The sequence below is a fragment of the Pseudomonas sp. Eth.TT006 genome (assembly GCF_054456575.1).
Window position 1 is genome coordinate 160,754 of record NZ_JBTJEN010000006.1, and the last position, 17,133, is coordinate 177,886.

Sequence of the window (17,133 nt, forward strand, 5' to 3'; positions counted from 1 at the left end):
CGCGAATGTCGCATGTCCTTTGAACTCCTGGCCACTGATGGCAAGGCCCGTCGTGGTCGGCTGACTTTTCCGCGTGGCACCGTCGAGACCCCGGCCTTCATGCCGGTGGGCACCTACGGCACGGTCAAGGGCATGTTGCCGCGTGACATCGTCGCCACCGGCGCGGAAATCATTCTGGGCAACACCTTCCACCTGTGGCTGCGCCCGGGCACCGAAGTGATCAAGGAGCACGGCGACCTGCACGATTTCATGCAGTGGAAAGGCCCGATCCTCACCGACTCCGGCGGCTTCCAGGTGTTCAGCCTGGGCGCGATGCGCAAGATCAAGGAGGAGGGCGTGACCTTCGCTTCTCCAGTCGACGGCTCGAAAGTGTTCATGGGGCCGGAAGAATCGATGCAGGTGCAGCGCGATCTCGGCTCCGACATCGTGATGATCTTCGACGAATGCACACCGTACCCGGCTGACGAAGATGTCGCGCGGGTGTCGATGGAGCTGTCGCTGCGCTGGGCTCAGCGTTCGAAAAATGCCCACGGTGACAACACCGCGGCGCTGTTCGGCATCGTTCAGGGCGGCATGCACCAGGACCTGCGCATGCGCTCGCTGGAAGGCCTCGACAAGATCGGCTTCGATGGCCTGGCCATCGGCGGCCTGTCGGTGGGCGAGCCGAAGCACGAGATGATCAAGGTGCTGGATTATCTGCCGGGCATGATGCCGGCTGACAAACCTCGTTACCTTATGGGCGTTGGCAAACCGGAAGATCTGGTTGAGGGTGTGCGCCGCGGTGTGGACATGTTCGATTGCGTGATGCCAACCCGTAATGCCCGCAATGGGCATCTGTTCATTGATACCGGCGTGCTGAAGATCCGTAACGCGTTCCATCGCCATGATGATTCGCCGCTGGATCCGACCTGCGATTGCTATACCTGCCAGAACTTCTCGCGCGCTTATCTGCATCACCTGGACAAGTGCGGCGAAATGCTCGGCAGCATGCTCAATACCATCCATAACTTGCGCCATTATCAGGTGCTGATGGCTGGTTTGCGCGAGGCTATTCAACAGGGTACATTGGCCGCCTTTGTCGATGCCTTCTACGCCAAACGCGGGCTCCCCGTTCCGCCTTTGGACTGAGTTTTCTGACCCCAAGATTCAACATTTGCAACTGGAGTGCTAAATGAGCTTTTTTATCTCTAACGCCATGGCTGACGCGGCCGCACCGGCTGCAGCGCCTATGGGCGGCGGCTTCGAGTGGATTTTCCTGGTCGGCTTCCTGGTCATCTTCTACCTGATGATCTGGCGTCCACAGGCCAAGCGCGCCAAAGAGCAGAAGAACCTGCTGAGCAGCCTCGCCAAGGGTGACGAAGTGGTCACCACCGGCGGCATCGCCGGCAAGATCACCAAAGTGGCCGATGACTTCGTGGTTCTGGAAGTTTCCGACACCGTGGAAATGAAGTTCCAGAAGGGCGCCATTGCCGCCACGCTGCCAAAAGGCACGCTGAAAGCGATCTAAGGTTCCAACTTCTACTCAATCGACGGGGCGCGCAAGGCGCCCCGCGTTCATAACGGGCGGCGTGATGCTGAACAAATATCCTCTGTGGAAATACATTCTGATCCTGGCGGTGCTGGCGATCGGTCTGATTTATTCCGCTCCGAATCTATACCCCGATGACCCGGCCATTCAGATCAGTGGTGCCAGCACGGCGCTGCAGGTCAATCAGGCCGATCTGGATCGCGTCAGCACCGCGCTGCGTGAGTCCGGAATCAACGTCAAGGCATCGAGCCTGGCGGCCAACGGCAAGGGCGGGCTGATCCGTCTGACCAAGGCTGAAGACCAGCTGCCGGCCAAAGACGTTGTGCGCAAGGCATTGGGTGATGACTACGTCGTTGCATTGAACCTGGCACAGACCACTCCGCAATGGCTGCGCAACCTCGGCGCGCACCCGATGAAGCTGGGTCTGGACTTGTCCGGTGGTGTGCACTTCCTGCTGGAAGTGGACATGGACAAAGCCCTCGACGCACGCCTGAAAGTCTACGAAGGCGACGTCAAGAGCCTGCTGCGTAAAGAGAAGCTGCGCTATCGCAGCCTGCCGCAGCTCAATGGCGCCATTCAGCTGGGCTTCAGCGATGCTGACTCCCGCGAACAGGCCCGTGCGCTGATCCGCAAGAACTTCAACGATTTCGACATTGTTCCGGCCGATCTCAACGGTCAACCGGTGCTGCGTCTGGCGATGACCCCGGCCAAGCTGGCGGAAATCCGTGAATACTCGATCAAGCAGAACCTGACCACGGTACGTAACCGGGTCAACGAGCTGGGTGTTGCCGAGCCGATCGTTCAGCGTCAGGGCGCCAACCGCATCGTGGTTGAGCTGCCGGGCGTGCAGGACACCGCCGAAGCCAAGCGTATCCTCGGCAAGACGGCCAACCTCGAGTTCCGTCTGGCGGCTGAGCCGGGTGCTTCGAAAGCCACTTCCGAGACTTTCGAGTTCCGTGAAGGCAAGCGTCCACCTGCGCAAATCGAGCGTGGCCTGATCATCACTGGTGACCAGGTGACTGACGCCAAGGCCGGTTTCGGCGAGCATGGCACTCCAGAAGTGAACATTCGTCTGGATGGTCACGGTGGCGAGCTGATGAGTCGCGCGACCCGTTCGAACGTGGGCCGCAGCATGGCGGTGATCTTCATCGAACAGCGTCCGGTGACCACTTACACCAAGCAGGTTGTGGACGGCGTCGAGAAAGACGTGCCGGTGCAGACCTTCAAGGAAGAGAAGAAGATCATCAGCCTGGCGACCATTCAGTCGCCGCTGGGTGCGCAGTTCCGTATCACCGGTCTGAACGGCCAGGGCGAGTCGTCCGAGCTGGCGCTGCTGCTGCGTGCCGGTGGTCTGGCCGCGCCGATGTACTTCGCTGAAGAGCGCACAATCGGTCCGAGCCTGGGTGCTGACAACATCACCAAGGGTATCGATGCGTCGCTGTGGGGCATGCTGTTCGTCTCGCTGTTCATCATCGCCATCTACCGCTTCTTCGGTGTGATCGCCACCGTCGCGCTGGCGGTGAACATGGTGCTGCTGCTGGCGCTGATGTCGCTGCTGGGGGCAACGCTGACCCTGCCGGGTATCGCCGGTATCGTCTTGACCATGGGTATGGCGGTCGACGCCAACGTACTGATCTTCTCGCGGATCCGTGAAGAGATCGCCGCCGGCATGACCGTGCAGCGTGCAATCAACGAAGGCTTCGGCCGGGCATTCACCGCGATTCTCGACGCCAACCTGACCACTCTGCTGGTCGGCGGCATCCTCTTCGCCATGGGCACCGGCCCGGTGAAGGGTTTCGCAGTGACCATGTCCCTCGGGATCTTTACCTCGATGTTCACGGCCATCATGGTGACCCGCGCAATGGTCAACCTGATCTTCGGCGGACGTGACTTCAAGAAGTTGTGGATTTAAGGGGCTGCCATGTTACGTACAATCAACTTCATGGGCGTTCGCAACTTCGCGTTCGGCGTCACAGTGTTTCTCACGTTGCTGGCTATTTTCAGCGTGTTCCACAAGGGCATGAACTGGGGCCTGGACTTCACCGGCGGTACGCTCATCGAGCTGACCTACGAACGTCCGGCTGACGTCACCAAGGTGCGTGAGCAACTGGCGACGTCCGGTTATCACGAAGCCATCGTGCAGAACTTCGGTGCAACCACCGACCTGCTGGTGCGCATGCCGGGTGAAGACCCGCAACTGGGTCACCAGGTAGCGGACGCTCTGCAGAAAGTCGGCGGCGACAACCCGGCGACCGTCAAGCGTGTCGAGTTCGTCGGGCCGCAGGTCGGTGAAGAGCTGCGCGACCAGGGCGGCCTCGGCATGCTGCTGGCGCTCGGCGGCATCCTGATCTACCTGGCTTTCCGCTTTCAGTGGAAATTCGCGGTCGGCGCCATCGTTTCGCTGATTCACGACGTGATCGTGACCATCGGTATCCTGTCGTTCTTCCAGATCACCTTCGACCTGACGGTACTGGCGGCGGTGCTGGCGATCATTGGCTACTCGCTGAACGACACCATCGTCGTGTTCGACCGGGTTCGTGAGAACTTCCGTGTCCTGCGCAAGGCTTCGCTGATCGAGAACATCAACATCTCGACCACCCAGACCCTGCTGCGGACCATGGCGACGTCGATCTCCACCTTGCTGGCGATTGCTGCGCTGCTGTTCTTTGGTGGCGACAACCTGTTCGGCTTCTCCATCGCCCTGTTCATCGGTGTGTTGGCGGGTACTTACTCGTCGATCTACATTGCGAACGTGGTGCTGATCTGGCTGAACCTGAGCTCCGAGGATCTGATTCCTCCGGCCAACACCGAGAAGGAAGTCGACGACCGTCCATAACGGCCATCGCTTTTCCGGCTGTCAGCCCGAAAAAGGCGCGAGTTGAACTCGCGCCTTTTTTTATGCTCCAAGGCTGGGAGAAGCGCGGGCGCGTCCCGTATGTCATGGTCAGGAGGTTCATGTGAACAAGTCGTTGCTGGTTGGTGCGGTATTGGGTGCTGTCGGTGTGACTGCCGGGGGTGCTGTTGCCACCTACAGCCTGGTAAAAAGCGGCCCTGAGTATGCGCAAGTGTTGGCCGTCGAACCGGTAAAAACACAGATCAAGACCCCACGTGAAGTATGCAAGGACGTAGCGGTGACCCGTCAGGCACCGGTCAAGGATCAACACCAGATCCTCGGTACCGCGATTGGTGCAGTAGCCGGCGGTTTGCTGGGTAACCAGATCGGCGGCGGCACCGGCAAGAAGATTGCCACGGTCGCCGGTGCGGTCGGTGGCGGTTATGCCGGTAACAAGGTGCAGGAAGGCATGCAGAATCGCGACACCTACACCACCACTCAGACTCGCTGCAACACCGTGAATGACATCAGCGACAAGGTCGTCGGTTACGACGTGCGTTACTCGCTCGATGGCAAGGAAGGCAAGGTGCGGATGGATCGCGATCCGGGCAACCAGATTCCGGTCGACAAGGAAGGCAAGCTGATCCTGTCGCAGAATCAGCCAGGTCAGTAAAGCTCGAACGTTTTAAGAAGAAGCACCCTGCGGGGTGCTTTTTTGTGCCTGTCCTATTTTCTAACTGATTCATCTGATACGACGACTTTCCTTGTAGGAGCTGCCGAAGGCTGCGATCTTTTGATCTTGCTTTTAAAAATCAAAGTCAAAAGATCGCAGCCTTCGGCAGCTCCTACAGGAATGGTGTTGATTTTCAGGCATAAAAAAAGCACCCCGAAGGGTGCTTTTTCTTTTCGCGCGACGCTTAGCGTTTCAGCGAAGCCGGCAGGTGCGGCTGGATCGCCGTCAGCACTGCCTTGAAGCATTTGGTATTACCGGCAACGATGTGGCCTTTTTCAAGGAAGTCGTGACCGCCGGTGAAGTCGCTGACCAAGCCGCCTGCTTCCTGAATCAGCAGGGCGCCGGCGGCCATGTCCCACTCGGACAGGCCCGACTCCCAGAATGCGTCGAAACGACCGGCAGCCACGTAGGCCAGGTCGAGGCTGGCGGAACCGGCGCGGCGGATACCGGCGGTCTGGCCAACCAGAGCGCGGAACATGCCCAGGTAGTTGTCGAGGTTGTCCATCTGGTCGTCACGGAACGGGAAGCCGGTACCCAGCAGGGCGCCTTCGAGGCTGGTGCGACCGCTGACGCGCAGACGACGACCGTTCAGTTGAGCGCCGCGACCACGGCTGGCGGTGAATTCTTCCTGGCGAACCGGATCCAGAACCACAGCGTGTTCCAGGCGGCCACGGTATTTGCAGGCAATGCTGACCGCGAAGTGCGGAATGCCGCGCAGGAAGTTGGTGGTGCCGTCCAGTGGATCGATGATCCACAGGTACTCTTCGCCTTCGATGCCGTTACCGACGTGCATACCGGTCTCTTCACCCTGGATCGAGTGATTCGGGTAAGCCTTGCGCAGGGCGTCGATGATTTTCTGTTCAGCGGCACGATCCACCTCGGATACATAATCCTTGGCGTCTTTTTCGTCGACCTTGATGGTATCCAGGCGCTCGATGGAGCGGAAGATCAGTTCACTGGCGCTGCGGGCGGCGCGCAGCGCGATATTCAGCATGGGCTGCATGGATGTGTCACCTAAGGTTGTTAAAGAAAGCCGCGCATTCTATCAGAACTTTTCTTCAGGTGAAGGACGCTGTTCGCTTTCATAGCTTAACGGTAGGCTGTTCTGTAAGATTTGCTCCCCTTTCCTGTGTCCGAGAGCGCCTCCCTTGCTGCAGAACATTCGTGTCGTCCTGGTCAATACCAGCCACCCCGGCAACATCGGCGGGGCCGCGCGCGCCATGAAAAACATGGGTCTGTCGCGGCTGGTGCTGGTCGAACCGCGCCTGTTTCCGCACCACGAAGCCGACGCCCGTGCTTCCGGTGCCGGGGACATCCTTGAAAACGCAGAAGTCGTCGCCACTCTGGAAGATGCGCTGGTCGGCTGCAATCTGGTGCTGGGCACCAGCGCCCGCGACCGACGCATCCCCTGGCCGCTGCTCGATCCACGCGAATGCGGGAGCAAAATGGTCGAGGAAGCCGGGCAGGGTGCGCAGATCGCCTTGGTGTTCGGCCGTGAAGACTCCGGCCTGACCAATGAGGAGCTGCAGCGATGTCACTTTCACGTGCACATCCCCTCCGACCCTGAGTTCAGCTCGCTGAACCTCGGCGCGGCGGTGCAGGTGTTGAGCTATGAAGTGCGCATGGCCTGGCTGGCCGCTCAAGGGCAGCCGACCAAGATCGAGAAAGAAGAAGTGGCTTCGGTGAAAAGCGCCGAGCTGGCGACCATGGATGAGCTGGAGCGCTTTTATGAGCATCTGGAGCAGACGCTGGTCGCGATCGAATTTCTCGATCCGGAAAAACCACGGCACTTGATGGCGCGCCTGCGTCGGTTGTACGGACGCAGCTCGGTCAGCCGGGCGGAAATGAATATTTTGCGTGGCATCCTCACGGAAACCCAGAAAGCGGCCCGTGGTGAGCTTCTTAAGCGGAAGGACTAAATGATGTTTGAGCGTTTGCGTGAAGATATCCAGAGCGTATTCCATCGAGACCCGGCGGCGCGTAACGCTTTTGAAGTCCTGACCTGCTACCCCGGCATGCATGCGATCTGGATTCATCGCTTGGCCGGGATGCTGTGGCGCAACGAGCTGAAATGGCTGGCGCGGCTGGTATCGAACTTCGGTCGCTGGCTGACCGGGATCGAGATACATCCGGGAGCCAAGGTCGGTCGACGCTTCTTCATCGATCACGGCATGGGCATCGTCATTGGCGAGACTGCTGAAATCGGTGATGACGTGACCATTTACCAGGGTGTGACCCTCGGTGGCACCAGCTGGAACAAGGGCAAGCGCCATCCGACACTGGGTGATGGTGTGGTGGTCGGTGCTGGCGCCAAGGTGCTTGGGCCTTTCACTGTGGGGGCGGGCGCCAAGGTCGGCTCCAATGCGGTGGTGACCAAAGAAGTGCCGCCGGGCGCCACGGTGGTGGGGATTCCGGGGCGAATCATCGTCAAATCCGATGATGAACAGGACGCCAAGCGCAAGGCGATGGCCGAGAAGATCGGTTTCGATGCCTACGGCGTCAGCGAAGACATGCCGGACCCGGTGGCGCGCGCCATTGGTCAATTGCTCGATCACCTGCAGGCGGTGGACGGGCGGCTGGAAGGGATGTGCGGCGCGCTGAAGGATCTGGGCAGTAACTACTGTGCGAAAGATTTGCCTGAACTGCGCGAAGAAGACTTTGCCTGCGTGAAGGGCAAGGACGAATCCAAAGTCGGCTAAAGCTTTGTGTAGGAGCTGCCGCAGGCTCGGGCCGCGATCGGACGATCTTTTGATCTTATAAACAGCAAAATCAAAAGATCGCAGCCTGCGGCAGCTCCTACAAAAGGCACTTGGCAGCCGGTGTGCCATTAGGCCGCAGACCCTGCTATCATTCGCGCGCTCTTTTGCGGGTAAACCCGACTAAAGCACTAGGTCTAATAGTTGACTTAAATGCTCGGGAATTGCATACTCCCGCCCATTCCGAACTCCGTGGTAACTGTCCATGCGACTGACTACAAAAGGCCGATACGCCGTGACCGCCATGCTTGACCTGGCGTTGCACGCGCAGCACGGGCCGGTGTCCCTGGCCGATATCTCCGAGCGCCAAGGCATCTCCCTGTCCTATCTCGAACAGCTTTTCGCCAAGCTGCGCCGCAGCAACCTGGTTTCCAGTGTTCGCGGCCCAGGCGGTGGTTATCAGCTGTCGCGCGACATGCAGGGCATCCAGGTGGCTCAGGTGATCGATGCGGTCAACGAATCGGTCGACGCCACCAAGTGCCAGGGCCAGGGCGACTGCCATTCCGGCGACACCTGTCTGACCCATCACCTGTGGTGCGACCTGAGCCTGCAGATTCACGAATTTCTCAGCGGTATCAGCTTGGCCGACCTCGTAACTCGCCGTGAGGTGCAGGAAGTGGCCCAGCGTCAGGATCAGCGTCGTTGCAATGGCAAGGCGCCGCGCCTGGACAAGATTGAAGCGTCCGCCGTCGAATGACAGCCAAAGAGCTAGCGGCACGCCAGCCAGCCTGATTTAGGAGATAGTCCATGAAATTGCCGATTTACCTTGATTACTCTGCGACCACCCCGGTCGATCCGCGCGTTGCGCAAAAGATGAGTGAATGCCTGCTGGTCGACGGAAACTTCGGTAACCCGGCGTCCCGTTCCCACGTGTTCGGCTGGAAAGCTGAAGAATCGGTGGAAAACGCCCGTCGTCAGGTGGCCGATCTGGTCAACGCCGACCCGCGTGAAATCGTCTGGACGTCCGGTGCCACCGAATCCGACAACCTGGCAATCAAGGGTGCGGCGCATTTCTACGGCTCCAAGGGCAAGCACCTGATCACCAGCAAGATCGAACACAAGGCCGTTCTCGACACTATGCGCCAACTGGAGCGTGAAGGTTTCGAAGTGACCTACCTCGATCCGACAGAAGATGGTCTGATCACCCCGGCGATGATCGAAGCTGCACTGCGCGAAGACACCATCCTGGTCTCCGTGATGCACGTGAACAACGAGATCGGCACCGTCAACGACATCGCTGCCATCGGCGAACTGCTGCGTGCCAAGGGCGTTCTGTTCCACGTCGACGCTGCTCAGTCCACCGGCAAGGTCGAAATCGATCTGCAAAAACTGAAAGTCGACATGATGTCGTTCTCTGCTCACAAGACCTACGGCCCTAAAGGCATCGGCGCGCTGTACGTCAGCCGCAAGCCGCGTGTGCGCATCGAAGCGACCATGCACGGCGGCGGCCACGAGCGCGGCATGCGTTCCGGCACCCTGGCGACTCACCAGATCGTCGGCATGGGCGAAGCGTTCCGTGTAGCCAAGGAAGACATGGCTGCCGAGAACGTGCGCATCAAGGCCCTGAGCGACCGTTTCTACAAACAGGTCGAGCACCTGGAAGAGCTGTACGTCAACGGCAGCCTGACCGCCCGCGTTCCGCACAACCTGAACCTGAGCTTCAACTACGTTGAAGGTGAGTCGCTGATCATGGCGCTCAAGGATCTGGCGGTATCGTCCGGTTCGGCCTGCACCTCGGCGTCCCTTGAGCCTTCGTACGTACTGCGCGCACTGGGCCGCAACGACGAACTGGCACACAGCTCGATCCGTTTCACCTTCGGCCGTTTCACCACCGAAGAAGAAATCGACTACGCCGCGCAGAAAGTCTGCGAGGCCGTTACCAAGCTGCGCGCTCTGTCGCCGCTGTGGGATATGTACAAAGACGGTGTCGACATTTCGAAAATCGAGTGGGCGGCACACTGATTTCAAGTCGCCGCGAACCGGCCCCGCGCCCAAGGTTGCGGGGTTCAAAGAGCGACTCTCTGATGAGTGAGGATTAAGCACCATGGCTTACAGTGAAAAGGTCATCGACCACTACGAAAACCCGCGCAACGTCGGCAAGATGAACGCGGAAGACCCGGATGTCGGCACCGGCATGGTCGGCGCTCCGGCGTGCGGCGACGTGATGCGTCTGCAAATCAAGGTCAACGATCAGGGCGTTATCGAAGACGCCAAGTTCAAGACCTACGGCTGCGGTTCGGCCATCGCTTCCAGCTCCCTCGCCACCGAGTGGATGAAGGGCAAGACCCTGGACGAAGCCGAGACCATCAAGAACACTCAGCTGGCCGAAGAACTGGCCCTGCCGCCAGTGAAAATCCACTGCTCGGTACTCGCAGAAGACGCCATCAAGGCGGCCGTTCGCGACTACAAGCAGAAGAAAGGCTTGATCTAAGCATTGGGCGACGAGTAAGGAGTCAACGATGGCTATCAGCATGACAGAAGCGGCTGCTCGACACGTGCGACGCTCCCTCGACGGGCGCGGCAAAGGTGAAGGGATTCGTCTGGGTGTTCGCACCACGGGCTGTTCCGGCCTTGCCTACGTGCTGGAGTTTGTCGACGAGGTGGTGGCAGAGGATCAGGTGTTCGAAAGTCACGGCGAGAAAGTGATCATCGACCCGAAAAGCCTTGCCTACCTGGACGGCACCGAGCTCGATTTCGTCAAGGAAGGGTTGAACGAAGGCTTCAAGTTCAACAACCCCAACGTACGCGGTGAATGTGGCTGCGGCGAAAGCTTCAACATCTGAGGCTTGTCGTGGGTATTCCTTGTCATTTCGCTTTATTCGAGCTGCAACCGAGCTTTCGTCTGGATCTCGAGCAGTTGGCCACGCGCTACCGAGAGTTGGCGCGCGGCGTTCATCCTGACCGCTTTGCCGACGCTTCCGAGCGTGAGCAGCGGGCGGCACTCGAGCAGTCTGCGCGGCTCAACGACGCCTACCAGACGCTCAAGAGCCCGGCCCAGCGTGCACGCTACCTGCTGAAAGTCAGCGGGCATGAAGTGCCGATGGAAGTTACGGTCCATGATCCCGAGTTTCTTCTGCAGCAGATGCAGTGGCGCGAAGAGCTCGAAGACCTCCAGGACAGCGCCGATCTCGACGGTGTCGCGGTATTCAAGCGGCGCTTGAAAGCGGCTCAGGAAGAACTCAACGAAAGCTTCGCAGCCTGTTGGGATGACGCAGCGCAACGCGAGCAGGCCGAACGCCTGATGCGGCGCATGCAGTTTCTCGACAAGCTCACCTACGAAGTGCGCCAGTTAGAAGAGCGCCTCGACGATTAACCCAGTGCCGCTCCGGTCGCACGCCTGATATACAGATAAGTCCTGATCACGATGGCCCTACTGCAGATCGCCGAACCCGGCCAAAGTCCTCAACCGCACCAGCGTCGTCTGGCTGTGGGGATCGACTTGGGCACTACCAATTCGCTGGTCGCTGCGTTGCGCAGTGGTCTTTCCGAGCCGCTGGCCGACGCTGACGGGCAGGTCATTCTGCCGTCCGCCGTGCGTTATCACGCCGATCGCGTCGAGGTGGGCGAGTCGGCCAAACTGGCCGCGTCCTCCGATCCGTTGAACACCGTGCTGTCGGTCAAGCGCCTGATGGGTCGTGGTCTGTCCGACGTCAAGCAATTGGGCGAGCAACTGCCGTACCGCTTTGTCGGCGGCGAATCGCACATGCCGTTCATCGATACCGTACAAGGCCCGAAAAGCCCGGTCGAAGTCTCTGCCGATATCCTCAAGGTGCTGCGTCAGCGTGCTGAAGCGACGTTGGGCGGTGAGCTGGTCGGCGCGGTGATCACCGTGCCGGCGTATTTCGATGATGCTCAGCGCCAGGCCACCAAGGACGCGGCGAAACTCGCCGGTCTCAATGTGCTGCGCCTGCTCAACGAGCCGACTGCGGCCGCTGTGGCTTACGGTCTGGATCAACACGCCGAAGGCCTGGTCGCGATCTATGACTTGGGCGGCGGTACTTTCGATATTTCGATTCTGCGCCTGACCGGCGGTGTGTTCGAAGTGCTGGCGACCGGCGGCGACAGCGCGCTGGGTGGCGACGACTTCGACCACGCGATTGCCGGCTGGATCATCGAGAGTGCGGGCTTGTCCGCTGACCTCGATCCGGGCGCACAGCGTAATCTGCTGCAAACCGCTTGCGCGGCCAAAGAAGCCCTGACCAATGCCGCTAGCGTTGAAGTTGCCTACGGTGACTGGAACGCGCAGCTGACCCGCGAAGCCTTCGATGCGCTGATCGAGCCGATGGTCGCGCGCAGCCTGAAAGCCTGCCGCCGTGCGGTGCGTGATTCCGGGATCGAGCTGGAAGACGTGCACGCCGTGGTCATGGTTGGCGGTTCGACTCGTGTGCCGCGCGTTCGCGAAGCAGTGGCTGAAGCCTTCGGTCGCCAGCCATTGACCGAAATCGACCCGGATCAAGTGGTGGCCATCGGGGCTGCGATCCAGGCCGATACACTGGCTGGCAACAAGCGCGATGGCGGTGAATTGCTGCTGCTCGACGTGATTCCGCTGTCCCTGGGGTTGGAAACCATGGGCGGGCTGATGGAGAAGGTGATTCCGCGCAACACCACCATCCCGGTTGCTCGCGCCCAGGACTTCACTACTTATAAAGATGGCCAGTCGGCCATGGCGATCCATGTGTTGCAGGGTGAGCGCGAGCTGATCAGCGATTGCCGCTCTCTGGCACGCTTCGAACTGCGTGGCATTCCAGCGATGGTGGCCGGCGCGGCGAAGATTCGCGTGACCTTCCAGGTCGATGCCGACGGCCTGCTCAGCGTGTCTGCCCGTGAACTGGGTTCGGGCGTTGAGGCGAGCATTCAGGTCAAGCCGTCCTATGGCCTGACCGACGGCGAAATCGCCAAGATGCTGAAAGATTCGTTCCAGCACGCCAACGACGACAAGGTCGCCCGTGTTTTGCGCGAACAGCAAGTCGATGCCCAGCGCCTGATCGAAGCGGTGCAGGGCGCTCTGGAAGCCGATGGCGAGCGCTTGCTCGACGCCGAAGAACGCATGGTCATCGAACTGCAGGTGCAGGAACTCGCTGAACTGATGAAAGGCACCGATGGTTACGCCATCGAGCAGCAGACCAAGCGTCTGTCGCAAGTGACCGATGCTTTTGCTGCCCGCCGCATGGATCAGACGGTGAAAGCCGCGCTGTCGGGGCGCAACCTGAATGAAATCGAGGATATCTGATGCCGCAGGTCATTTTTCTGCCCCACGAGAAGTTCTGCCCTGAGGGCATGGTGGTCGAGGCTGAGCCCGGCACCTCGATTCTCGATCTGGCTCACGAACACCACATCGAGATGGAAAGTGCCTGTGGCGGCGTCTGCGCCTGCACCACTTGCCACTGCATCATCCGCGAAGGGTTTGACTCGCTGGAAGAGGCGGACGAGCTGGAAGAGGACTTCCTCGATCGCGCCTGGGGTCTGGAAGCGCAATCGCGCCTGGCCTGTCAGGCGATCGTCGGTGAAGAAGACATCACCGTCGAGATTCCGAAATATTCGCTTAACCATGCGGCCGAAGCGCCGCACTGACTGGTAAGACTGTCATGAGCTACGGTTGGAATGATGTTCAACGCATTGCAGAAGAGCTGGCCGAAGCCCACGAGGGGCTCGATCCGTATTCTGTCGGTTTCGTCCGTCTGCAGCATATGATCGAGGAACTGCCTGACTTCGATAAGACTTCTGGCCGCGTTGGCGAGAAGGTGCTGGAAGCGGTTCAGGAGCTCTGGGCCAAAGAATTGGACTGATCGTCTCGCAGGTTAGGCAATACCCAAGAACCCGCGTATAATTCGCGGGTTTAATTTTTCGCAAATTACTGTTTCTGGAGTTACACCATGGCTGTTCAACGTACTTTCTCCATCATCAAGCCTGACGCAGTTGCAAAAAACGTCATCGGCGAGATCACCACTCGTTTCGAAAAAGCCGGCCTGCGCGTTGTAGCTTCGAAACTGAAGCAACTGTCCAAAGCCGAAGCCGAAGGCTTCTACGCTGAGCACAAAGAGCGCGGCTTCTTCGGTGACCTGGTTGCTTTCATGATCTCCGGTCCGGTTGTCGTTCAGGTTCTGGAAGGCGAAAACGCTATCGCTCTGAACCGTGAGCTGATGGGCGCTACCAACCCTAAAGAAGCTGCTGCCGGCACCATCCGCGCTGACTTCGCTGATTCCATCGACGCCAACGCTGTTCACGGTTCGGACTCCGAAGCCGCAGCTGCTCGTGAAATCTCGTACTTCTTCGCAGCTACTGAAGTAACCACTCGCTAAGCATTGGCTTGAGAGTGAAGGTGAATCCATGACTACATCGACTGTTAAAACCAACCTGCTGGGTCTGACCCAGCCGGAAATGGAAAAATTCTTCGACTCGATCGGGGAGAAGCGTTTCCGTGCCGGTCAGGTAATGAAATGGATTCACCACTTTGGCGTCGATGATTTCGACGCCATGACGAACGTCAGCAAGGCCTTGCGCGACAAGCTCAAGGCCATTGCTGAGGTCCGTGGTCCCGAAGTGGTCAGCGAGGACATTTCCAGCGACGGCACCCGTAAGTGGGTGGTGCGCGTGGCGTCCGGCAGCTGTGTCGAGACCGTGTACATTCCCCAGGGCAAACGCGGCACTCTGTGCGTTTCGTCCCAGGCAGGCTGTGCCCTGGACTGCAGTTTCTGCTCCACCGGCAAGCAAGGCTTCAACAGCAACCTCACCGCCGCCGAAGTCATCGGTCAGGTGTGGATTGCCAACAAATCTTTCGGCAGTGTTCCCGCCACCATCGACCGCGCCATCACCAACGTGGTGATGATGGGCATGGGCGAACCGCTGCTGAACTTCGACAACGTCATTGCGGCCATGCACCTGATGATGGATGACCTGGGCTACGGCATTTCCAAGCGCCGTGTGACCCTGTCGACCTCCGGCGTGGTACCGATGATCGATGAGCTGGCCAAGCACATCGACGTCTCCCTGGCGTTGTCGCTGCATGCACCGAATGACGCATTGCGTAACCAATTGGTGCCGATCAACAAGAAATATCCGCTTAAGATGCTGCTCGAGTCGTGCCAGCGCTACATGTCCGCCCTTGGCGAAAAACGTGTGCTGACCATCGAGTACACCTTGCTCAAGGACGTCAACGACAAGCTTGAGCACGCGGTGGAAATGATCGAGCTGCTGAAAGACATTCCGTGCAAGATCAACCTGATACCGTTCAACCCGTTCCCGCATTCCGGGTACGAGCGGCCGAGCAACAACGCCATCCGCCGGTTCCAGGATCAGTTGCATCAGGCCGGTTTCAACGTCACTGTGCGCACCACCCGTGGTGAAGACATCGACGCTGCATGCGGTCAATTGGTAGGGCAGGTGCTGGATCGCACCCGTCGCAGTGAACGTTACATCGCCGTGCGCGAGTTGAGCGCCGACAGCGATCTGGCACAGAACGCCGCGAACACTAACTAAGAGAGGATCTCTATGTCCCTGCGCTTTGCGCTGCTGTTGCTGATGGCCAGCCTGTGTGCTGGTTGTGTCCTGTCGGGTGACTACAACCCGATGAAGACCAGCAAGGGCCGTGATGAAGCGCGGGCTGCCTACGTGCAGCTGGGGCTGGGCTACCTGCAGCAAGGGATGACCGAGCGCGCCAAGGTGCCGCTGAAGAAGGCGCTGGAACTGGACGGGTCCGATCCCGACGCCAACGCCGCTCTGGCCCTGGTCTTTCAGGCCGAAATGGAGCCGAAACTGGCCGACGAGCACTTTCGCAAAGCCTTGTCCTCCCGCCCCGCCGATGCACGTATCCTCAACAATTACGGCAGTTTTCTCTACGAAGAACAGCGTTACAAGGAAGCCTACGAGCGTTTTGAACAGGCGGCCGCCGATACCCTGTATCCTGAGCGTTCGCGGGTGTTCGAGAACCTCGGCATGACTGCGGCGAAGCTTGGGCAGCGGGATCTGGCGCAGCAGCAACTGGAAAAAGCCCTGCGGCTGAACCGGCAACAACCGCGTGCCTTGCTGGAAATGGCTGAGTTGTCCTTCGAAGACAGGCATTATGTGCCCGCGCGTGACTATTACGACCGTTTCAGCCTGCTATCCGAGCAAAATGCACGTAGTCTATTGCTCGGCGTTCGGCTGGCAAAAGTGTTTGAAGATCGCGACAAGGCCGCCAGTTACGGCCTGCAACTAAAACGACTCTATCCCGGTACGCCGGAATATCAGCAATACCTGTCGGAGCAATGATGAAAGCGGCGCATCCCGAAGTTGTAGCAGCGACTCGCGTTAATCCCGGTGAGACCTTGCGCCAGGCCCGCGAAAGCAATGGCTGGTCGCTGGCCGAAGTGGCCCTCAAGCTCAACCTCACCGTGACTTCCCTGAGCAATCTTGAAGCCGGCGCTTTCGACAAGTTGCCGGGGCATACCTTCGCTCGCGGTTACATTCGCGCCTATGCCAAGTTGCTCGGCATGGACCAGACCGTCCTGGTTCAGCAATTCGATCAGTCCACCGGCACCGATTCCCAGGGCAGCAACGTGCATGCGCTGGGCCGCATCGAAGAGCCGGTGCGGGTTTCCCACACCATTTTGCGTATTGTCAGCCTGTTGTTGCTGATCGCGGTCATCGGCGGCGGTTTCGTCTGGTGGCAGGATCAGACCTCGCTGCGTACCAAGGATCTGACCACACTGGCCCCGGAGCACGTTGAAGTCGAAGGCGCCGACGGCACTACGCAGATTCACCCGATCGACGAGCCGGAAGATCAGGCCGTGGCTGAAGGTCAGAGCGAGGGTTCGACCGCGCTGGCACTGCCACAGTCGGAAACCGCCGCCGAATCGACCGGCGCCGAGCCTGCCGCTCCGGCCACGGCTCCCGCCGCACCTGTTGTAGCGCCGACTGCGCCGGTTCATACCCCGGCCCCGGTAGTCGCCAATCCGGCTACACCGGCACCGAATGTTCCGGCGACTCCAGCTCCGACCGTTACTGCTCCGGTTGTCGCAGCTACCCCGGCGCCTACGGTTGAAGCGGCCGCTCCGGCCGCCGGCGACGGCCAGGTCCAACTGCAGTTCACCGCCGATTGCTGGGCGCAGGTCACCGACGGTCGCGGCAAAGTGCTGTTCAGCGGCCTGAAGCACAAAGGCGACAATGTTTCGGTTTCCGGCAAGCCGCCACTGGCGGTACGCCTGGGTGTGGCCCGCGCCGCACAGGTCAGCTACAACGGCCAGCCGGTCGATATCGCTCCGTTCACCAGTGGCGAGACTGCTCGCCTGAAGTTGGGTCAATAAGT

The 17,133-nt window shown here is 59.7% G+C and carries 20 protein-coding genes; 19 read left to right on the plus strand and 1 reads right to left on the minus strand.

The window, feature by feature from the left end; translation table 11 throughout:
- The first annotated feature begins 12 nt into the window (after positions 1 to 12).
- The 5 genes from tgt (at position 13) to ACXR0M_RS12055 (ending at position 5,034) form a co-directional block, all read left to right on the plus strand.
- The gene (gene tgt, locus ACXR0M_RS12035; RefSeq protein ID WP_161794909.1) at positions 13 to 1,128 is read left to right on the plus strand and encodes a tRNA guanosine(34) transglycosylase Tgt; all 1,116 of its coding nucleotides are present in this window, start codon (positions 13 to 15) and stop codon (positions 1,126 to 1,128) included.
- A 43-nt stretch (positions 1,129 to 1,171) separates the two neighbouring features.
- Positions 1,172 to 1,507 carry a preprotein translocase subunit YajC gene (gene yajC, locus ACXR0M_RS12040; protein ID WP_041071802.1) on the plus strand — a complete coding sequence of 112 codons (336 nt, stop codon included), beginning with the start codon at positions 1,172 to 1,174 and terminating at the stop codon, positions 1,505 to 1,507.
- Positions 1,508 to 1,571: 64 nt separating this feature from the next.
- On the plus strand, positions 1,572 to 3,440 hold the full coding sequence (gene secD, locus ACXR0M_RS12045; RefSeq protein WP_458832084.1) for a protein translocase subunit SecD: 1,869 nt from the start codon (positions 1,572 to 1,574) through the stop codon (positions 3,438 to 3,440).
- Positions 3,441 to 3,449: 9 nt separating this feature from the next.
- Positions 3,450 to 4,364, plus strand: a complete 915-nt coding sequence (secF, locus tag ACXR0M_RS12050) for a protein translocase subunit SecF (RefSeq protein WP_458832085.1) — start codon at positions 3,450 to 3,452, stop codon at positions 4,362 to 4,364.
- A gap of 121 nt (positions 4,365 to 4,485) precedes the next feature.
- Positions 4,486 to 5,034, plus strand: a complete 549-nt coding sequence (locus tag ACXR0M_RS12055) for a glycine zipper 2TM domain-containing protein (RefSeq protein ID WP_041071808.1) — start codon at positions 4,486 to 4,488, stop codon at positions 5,032 to 5,034.
- A gap of 244 nt (positions 5,035 to 5,278) precedes the next feature.
- Here ACXR0M_RS12055 and suhB read toward each other — a convergent pair whose 3' ends face one another.
- Entirely contained in the window at positions 5,279 to 6,097 is an 819-nt protein-coding gene (gene suhB, locus ACXR0M_RS12060; protein ID WP_007964419.1) for a type III secretion system regulator SuhB, read from the minus strand.
- A 145-nt stretch (positions 6,098 to 6,242) separates the two neighbouring features.
- Here suhB and trmJ point away from each other — a divergent pair, with 145 nt between their 5' ends.
- The 14 genes from trmJ to ACXR0M_RS12130 all read left to right on the plus strand — a co-directional run bounded on the left by trmJ (position 6,243) and on the right by ACXR0M_RS12130 (position 17,131).
- Entirely contained in the window at positions 6,243 to 7,013 is a 771-nt protein-coding gene (gene trmJ, locus ACXR0M_RS12065; protein WP_458832086.1) for a tRNA (cytosine(32)/uridine(32)-2'-O)-methyltransferase TrmJ, read from the plus strand.
- Between the two features lie 3 nt (positions 7,014 to 7,016).
- Positions 7,017 to 7,793 carry a serine O-acetyltransferase gene (gene cysE / locus ACXR0M_RS12070; RefSeq protein WP_458832087.1) on the plus strand — a complete coding sequence of 259 codons (777 nt, stop codon included), beginning with the start codon at positions 7,017 to 7,019 and terminating at the stop codon, positions 7,791 to 7,793.
- A 262-nt stretch (positions 7,794 to 8,055) separates the two neighbouring features.
- On the plus strand, positions 8,056 to 8,547 hold the full coding sequence (gene iscR, locus ACXR0M_RS12075) for a Fe-S cluster assembly transcriptional regulator IscR (RefSeq protein WP_007956690.1): 492 nt from the start codon (positions 8,056 to 8,058) through the stop codon (positions 8,545 to 8,547).
- A 50-nt stretch (positions 8,548 to 8,597) separates the two neighbouring features.
- The gene (locus tag ACXR0M_RS12080; RefSeq protein WP_458832088.1) at positions 8,598 to 9,812 is read left to right on the plus strand and encodes an IscS subfamily cysteine desulfurase; all 1,215 of its coding nucleotides are present in this window, start codon (positions 8,598 to 8,600) and stop codon (positions 9,810 to 9,812) included.
- Between the two features lie 82 nt (positions 9,813 to 9,894).
- Positions 9,895 to 10,281 carry a Fe-S cluster assembly scaffold IscU gene (gene iscU, locus ACXR0M_RS12085; protein ID WP_003227907.1) on the plus strand — a complete coding sequence of 129 codons (387 nt, stop codon included), beginning with the start codon at positions 9,895 to 9,897 and terminating at the stop codon, positions 10,279 to 10,281.
- Between the two features lie 28 nt (positions 10,282 to 10,309).
- Entirely contained in the window at positions 10,310 to 10,633 is a 324-nt protein-coding gene (iscA, locus tag ACXR0M_RS12090; RefSeq protein ID WP_003227904.1) for an iron-sulfur cluster assembly protein IscA, read from the plus strand.
- A gap of 8 nt (positions 10,634 to 10,641) precedes the next feature.
- The gene (hscB, locus tag ACXR0M_RS12095) at positions 10,642 to 11,163 is read left to right on the plus strand and encodes a co-chaperone HscB (RefSeq protein ID WP_458832089.1); all 522 of its coding nucleotides are present in this window, start codon (positions 10,642 to 10,644) and stop codon (positions 11,161 to 11,163) included.
- A 51-nt stretch (positions 11,164 to 11,214) separates the two neighbouring features.
- Positions 11,215 to 13,080, plus strand: a complete 1,866-nt coding sequence (hscA, locus tag ACXR0M_RS12100) for a Fe-S protein assembly chaperone HscA (RefSeq protein WP_458832090.1) — start codon at positions 11,215 to 11,217, stop codon at positions 13,078 to 13,080.
- Positions 13,080 to 13,421 (plus strand): ISC system 2Fe-2S type ferredoxin, encoded by a 342-nt coding sequence (gene fdx / locus ACXR0M_RS12105; RefSeq protein WP_003227897.1) that lies wholly within the window; start codon positions 13,080 to 13,082, stop codon positions 13,419 to 13,421. The genes hscA and fdx overlap by 1 nt, the downstream gene beginning before the upstream one ends.
- A 14-nt stretch (positions 13,422 to 13,435) precedes the next feature.
- Positions 13,436 to 13,636 carry a Fe-S cluster assembly protein IscX gene (gene iscX, locus ACXR0M_RS12110; RefSeq protein ID WP_346608784.1) on the plus strand — a complete coding sequence of 67 codons (201 nt, stop codon included), beginning with the start codon at positions 13,436 to 13,438 and terminating at the stop codon, positions 13,634 to 13,636.
- An 87-nt stretch (positions 13,637 to 13,723) separates the two neighbouring features.
- A complete protein-coding gene (gene ndk, locus ACXR0M_RS12115) occupies positions 13,724 to 14,149 on the plus strand; it encodes a nucleoside-diphosphate kinase (protein ID WP_250606273.1) in 426 nt (141 codons plus the stop codon).
- Between the two features lie 28 nt (positions 14,150 to 14,177).
- Positions 14,178 to 15,326: a 23S rRNA (adenine(2503)-C(2))-methyltransferase RlmN gene (gene rlmN, locus ACXR0M_RS12120; protein ID WP_458832091.1), complete on the plus strand. Its 1,149-nt coding sequence runs from the start codon at positions 14,178 to 14,180 to the stop codon at positions 15,324 to 15,326.
- Between the two features lie 12 nt (positions 15,327 to 15,338).
- Complete coding sequence (gene pilW, locus ACXR0M_RS12125; RefSeq protein WP_458832092.1) at positions 15,339 to 16,097, plus strand: type IV pilus biogenesis/stability protein PilW; 759 nt, start codon at positions 15,339 to 15,341, stop codon at positions 16,095 to 16,097.
- Positions 16,097 to 17,131 (plus strand): RodZ domain-containing protein, encoded by a 1,035-nt coding sequence (locus ACXR0M_RS12130; RefSeq protein ID WP_458832093.1) that lies wholly within the window; start codon positions 16,097 to 16,099, stop codon positions 17,129 to 17,131. The genes pilW and ACXR0M_RS12130 overlap by 1 nt, the downstream gene beginning before the upstream one ends.
- Positions 17,132 to 17,133: the final 2 nt, after the last annotated feature.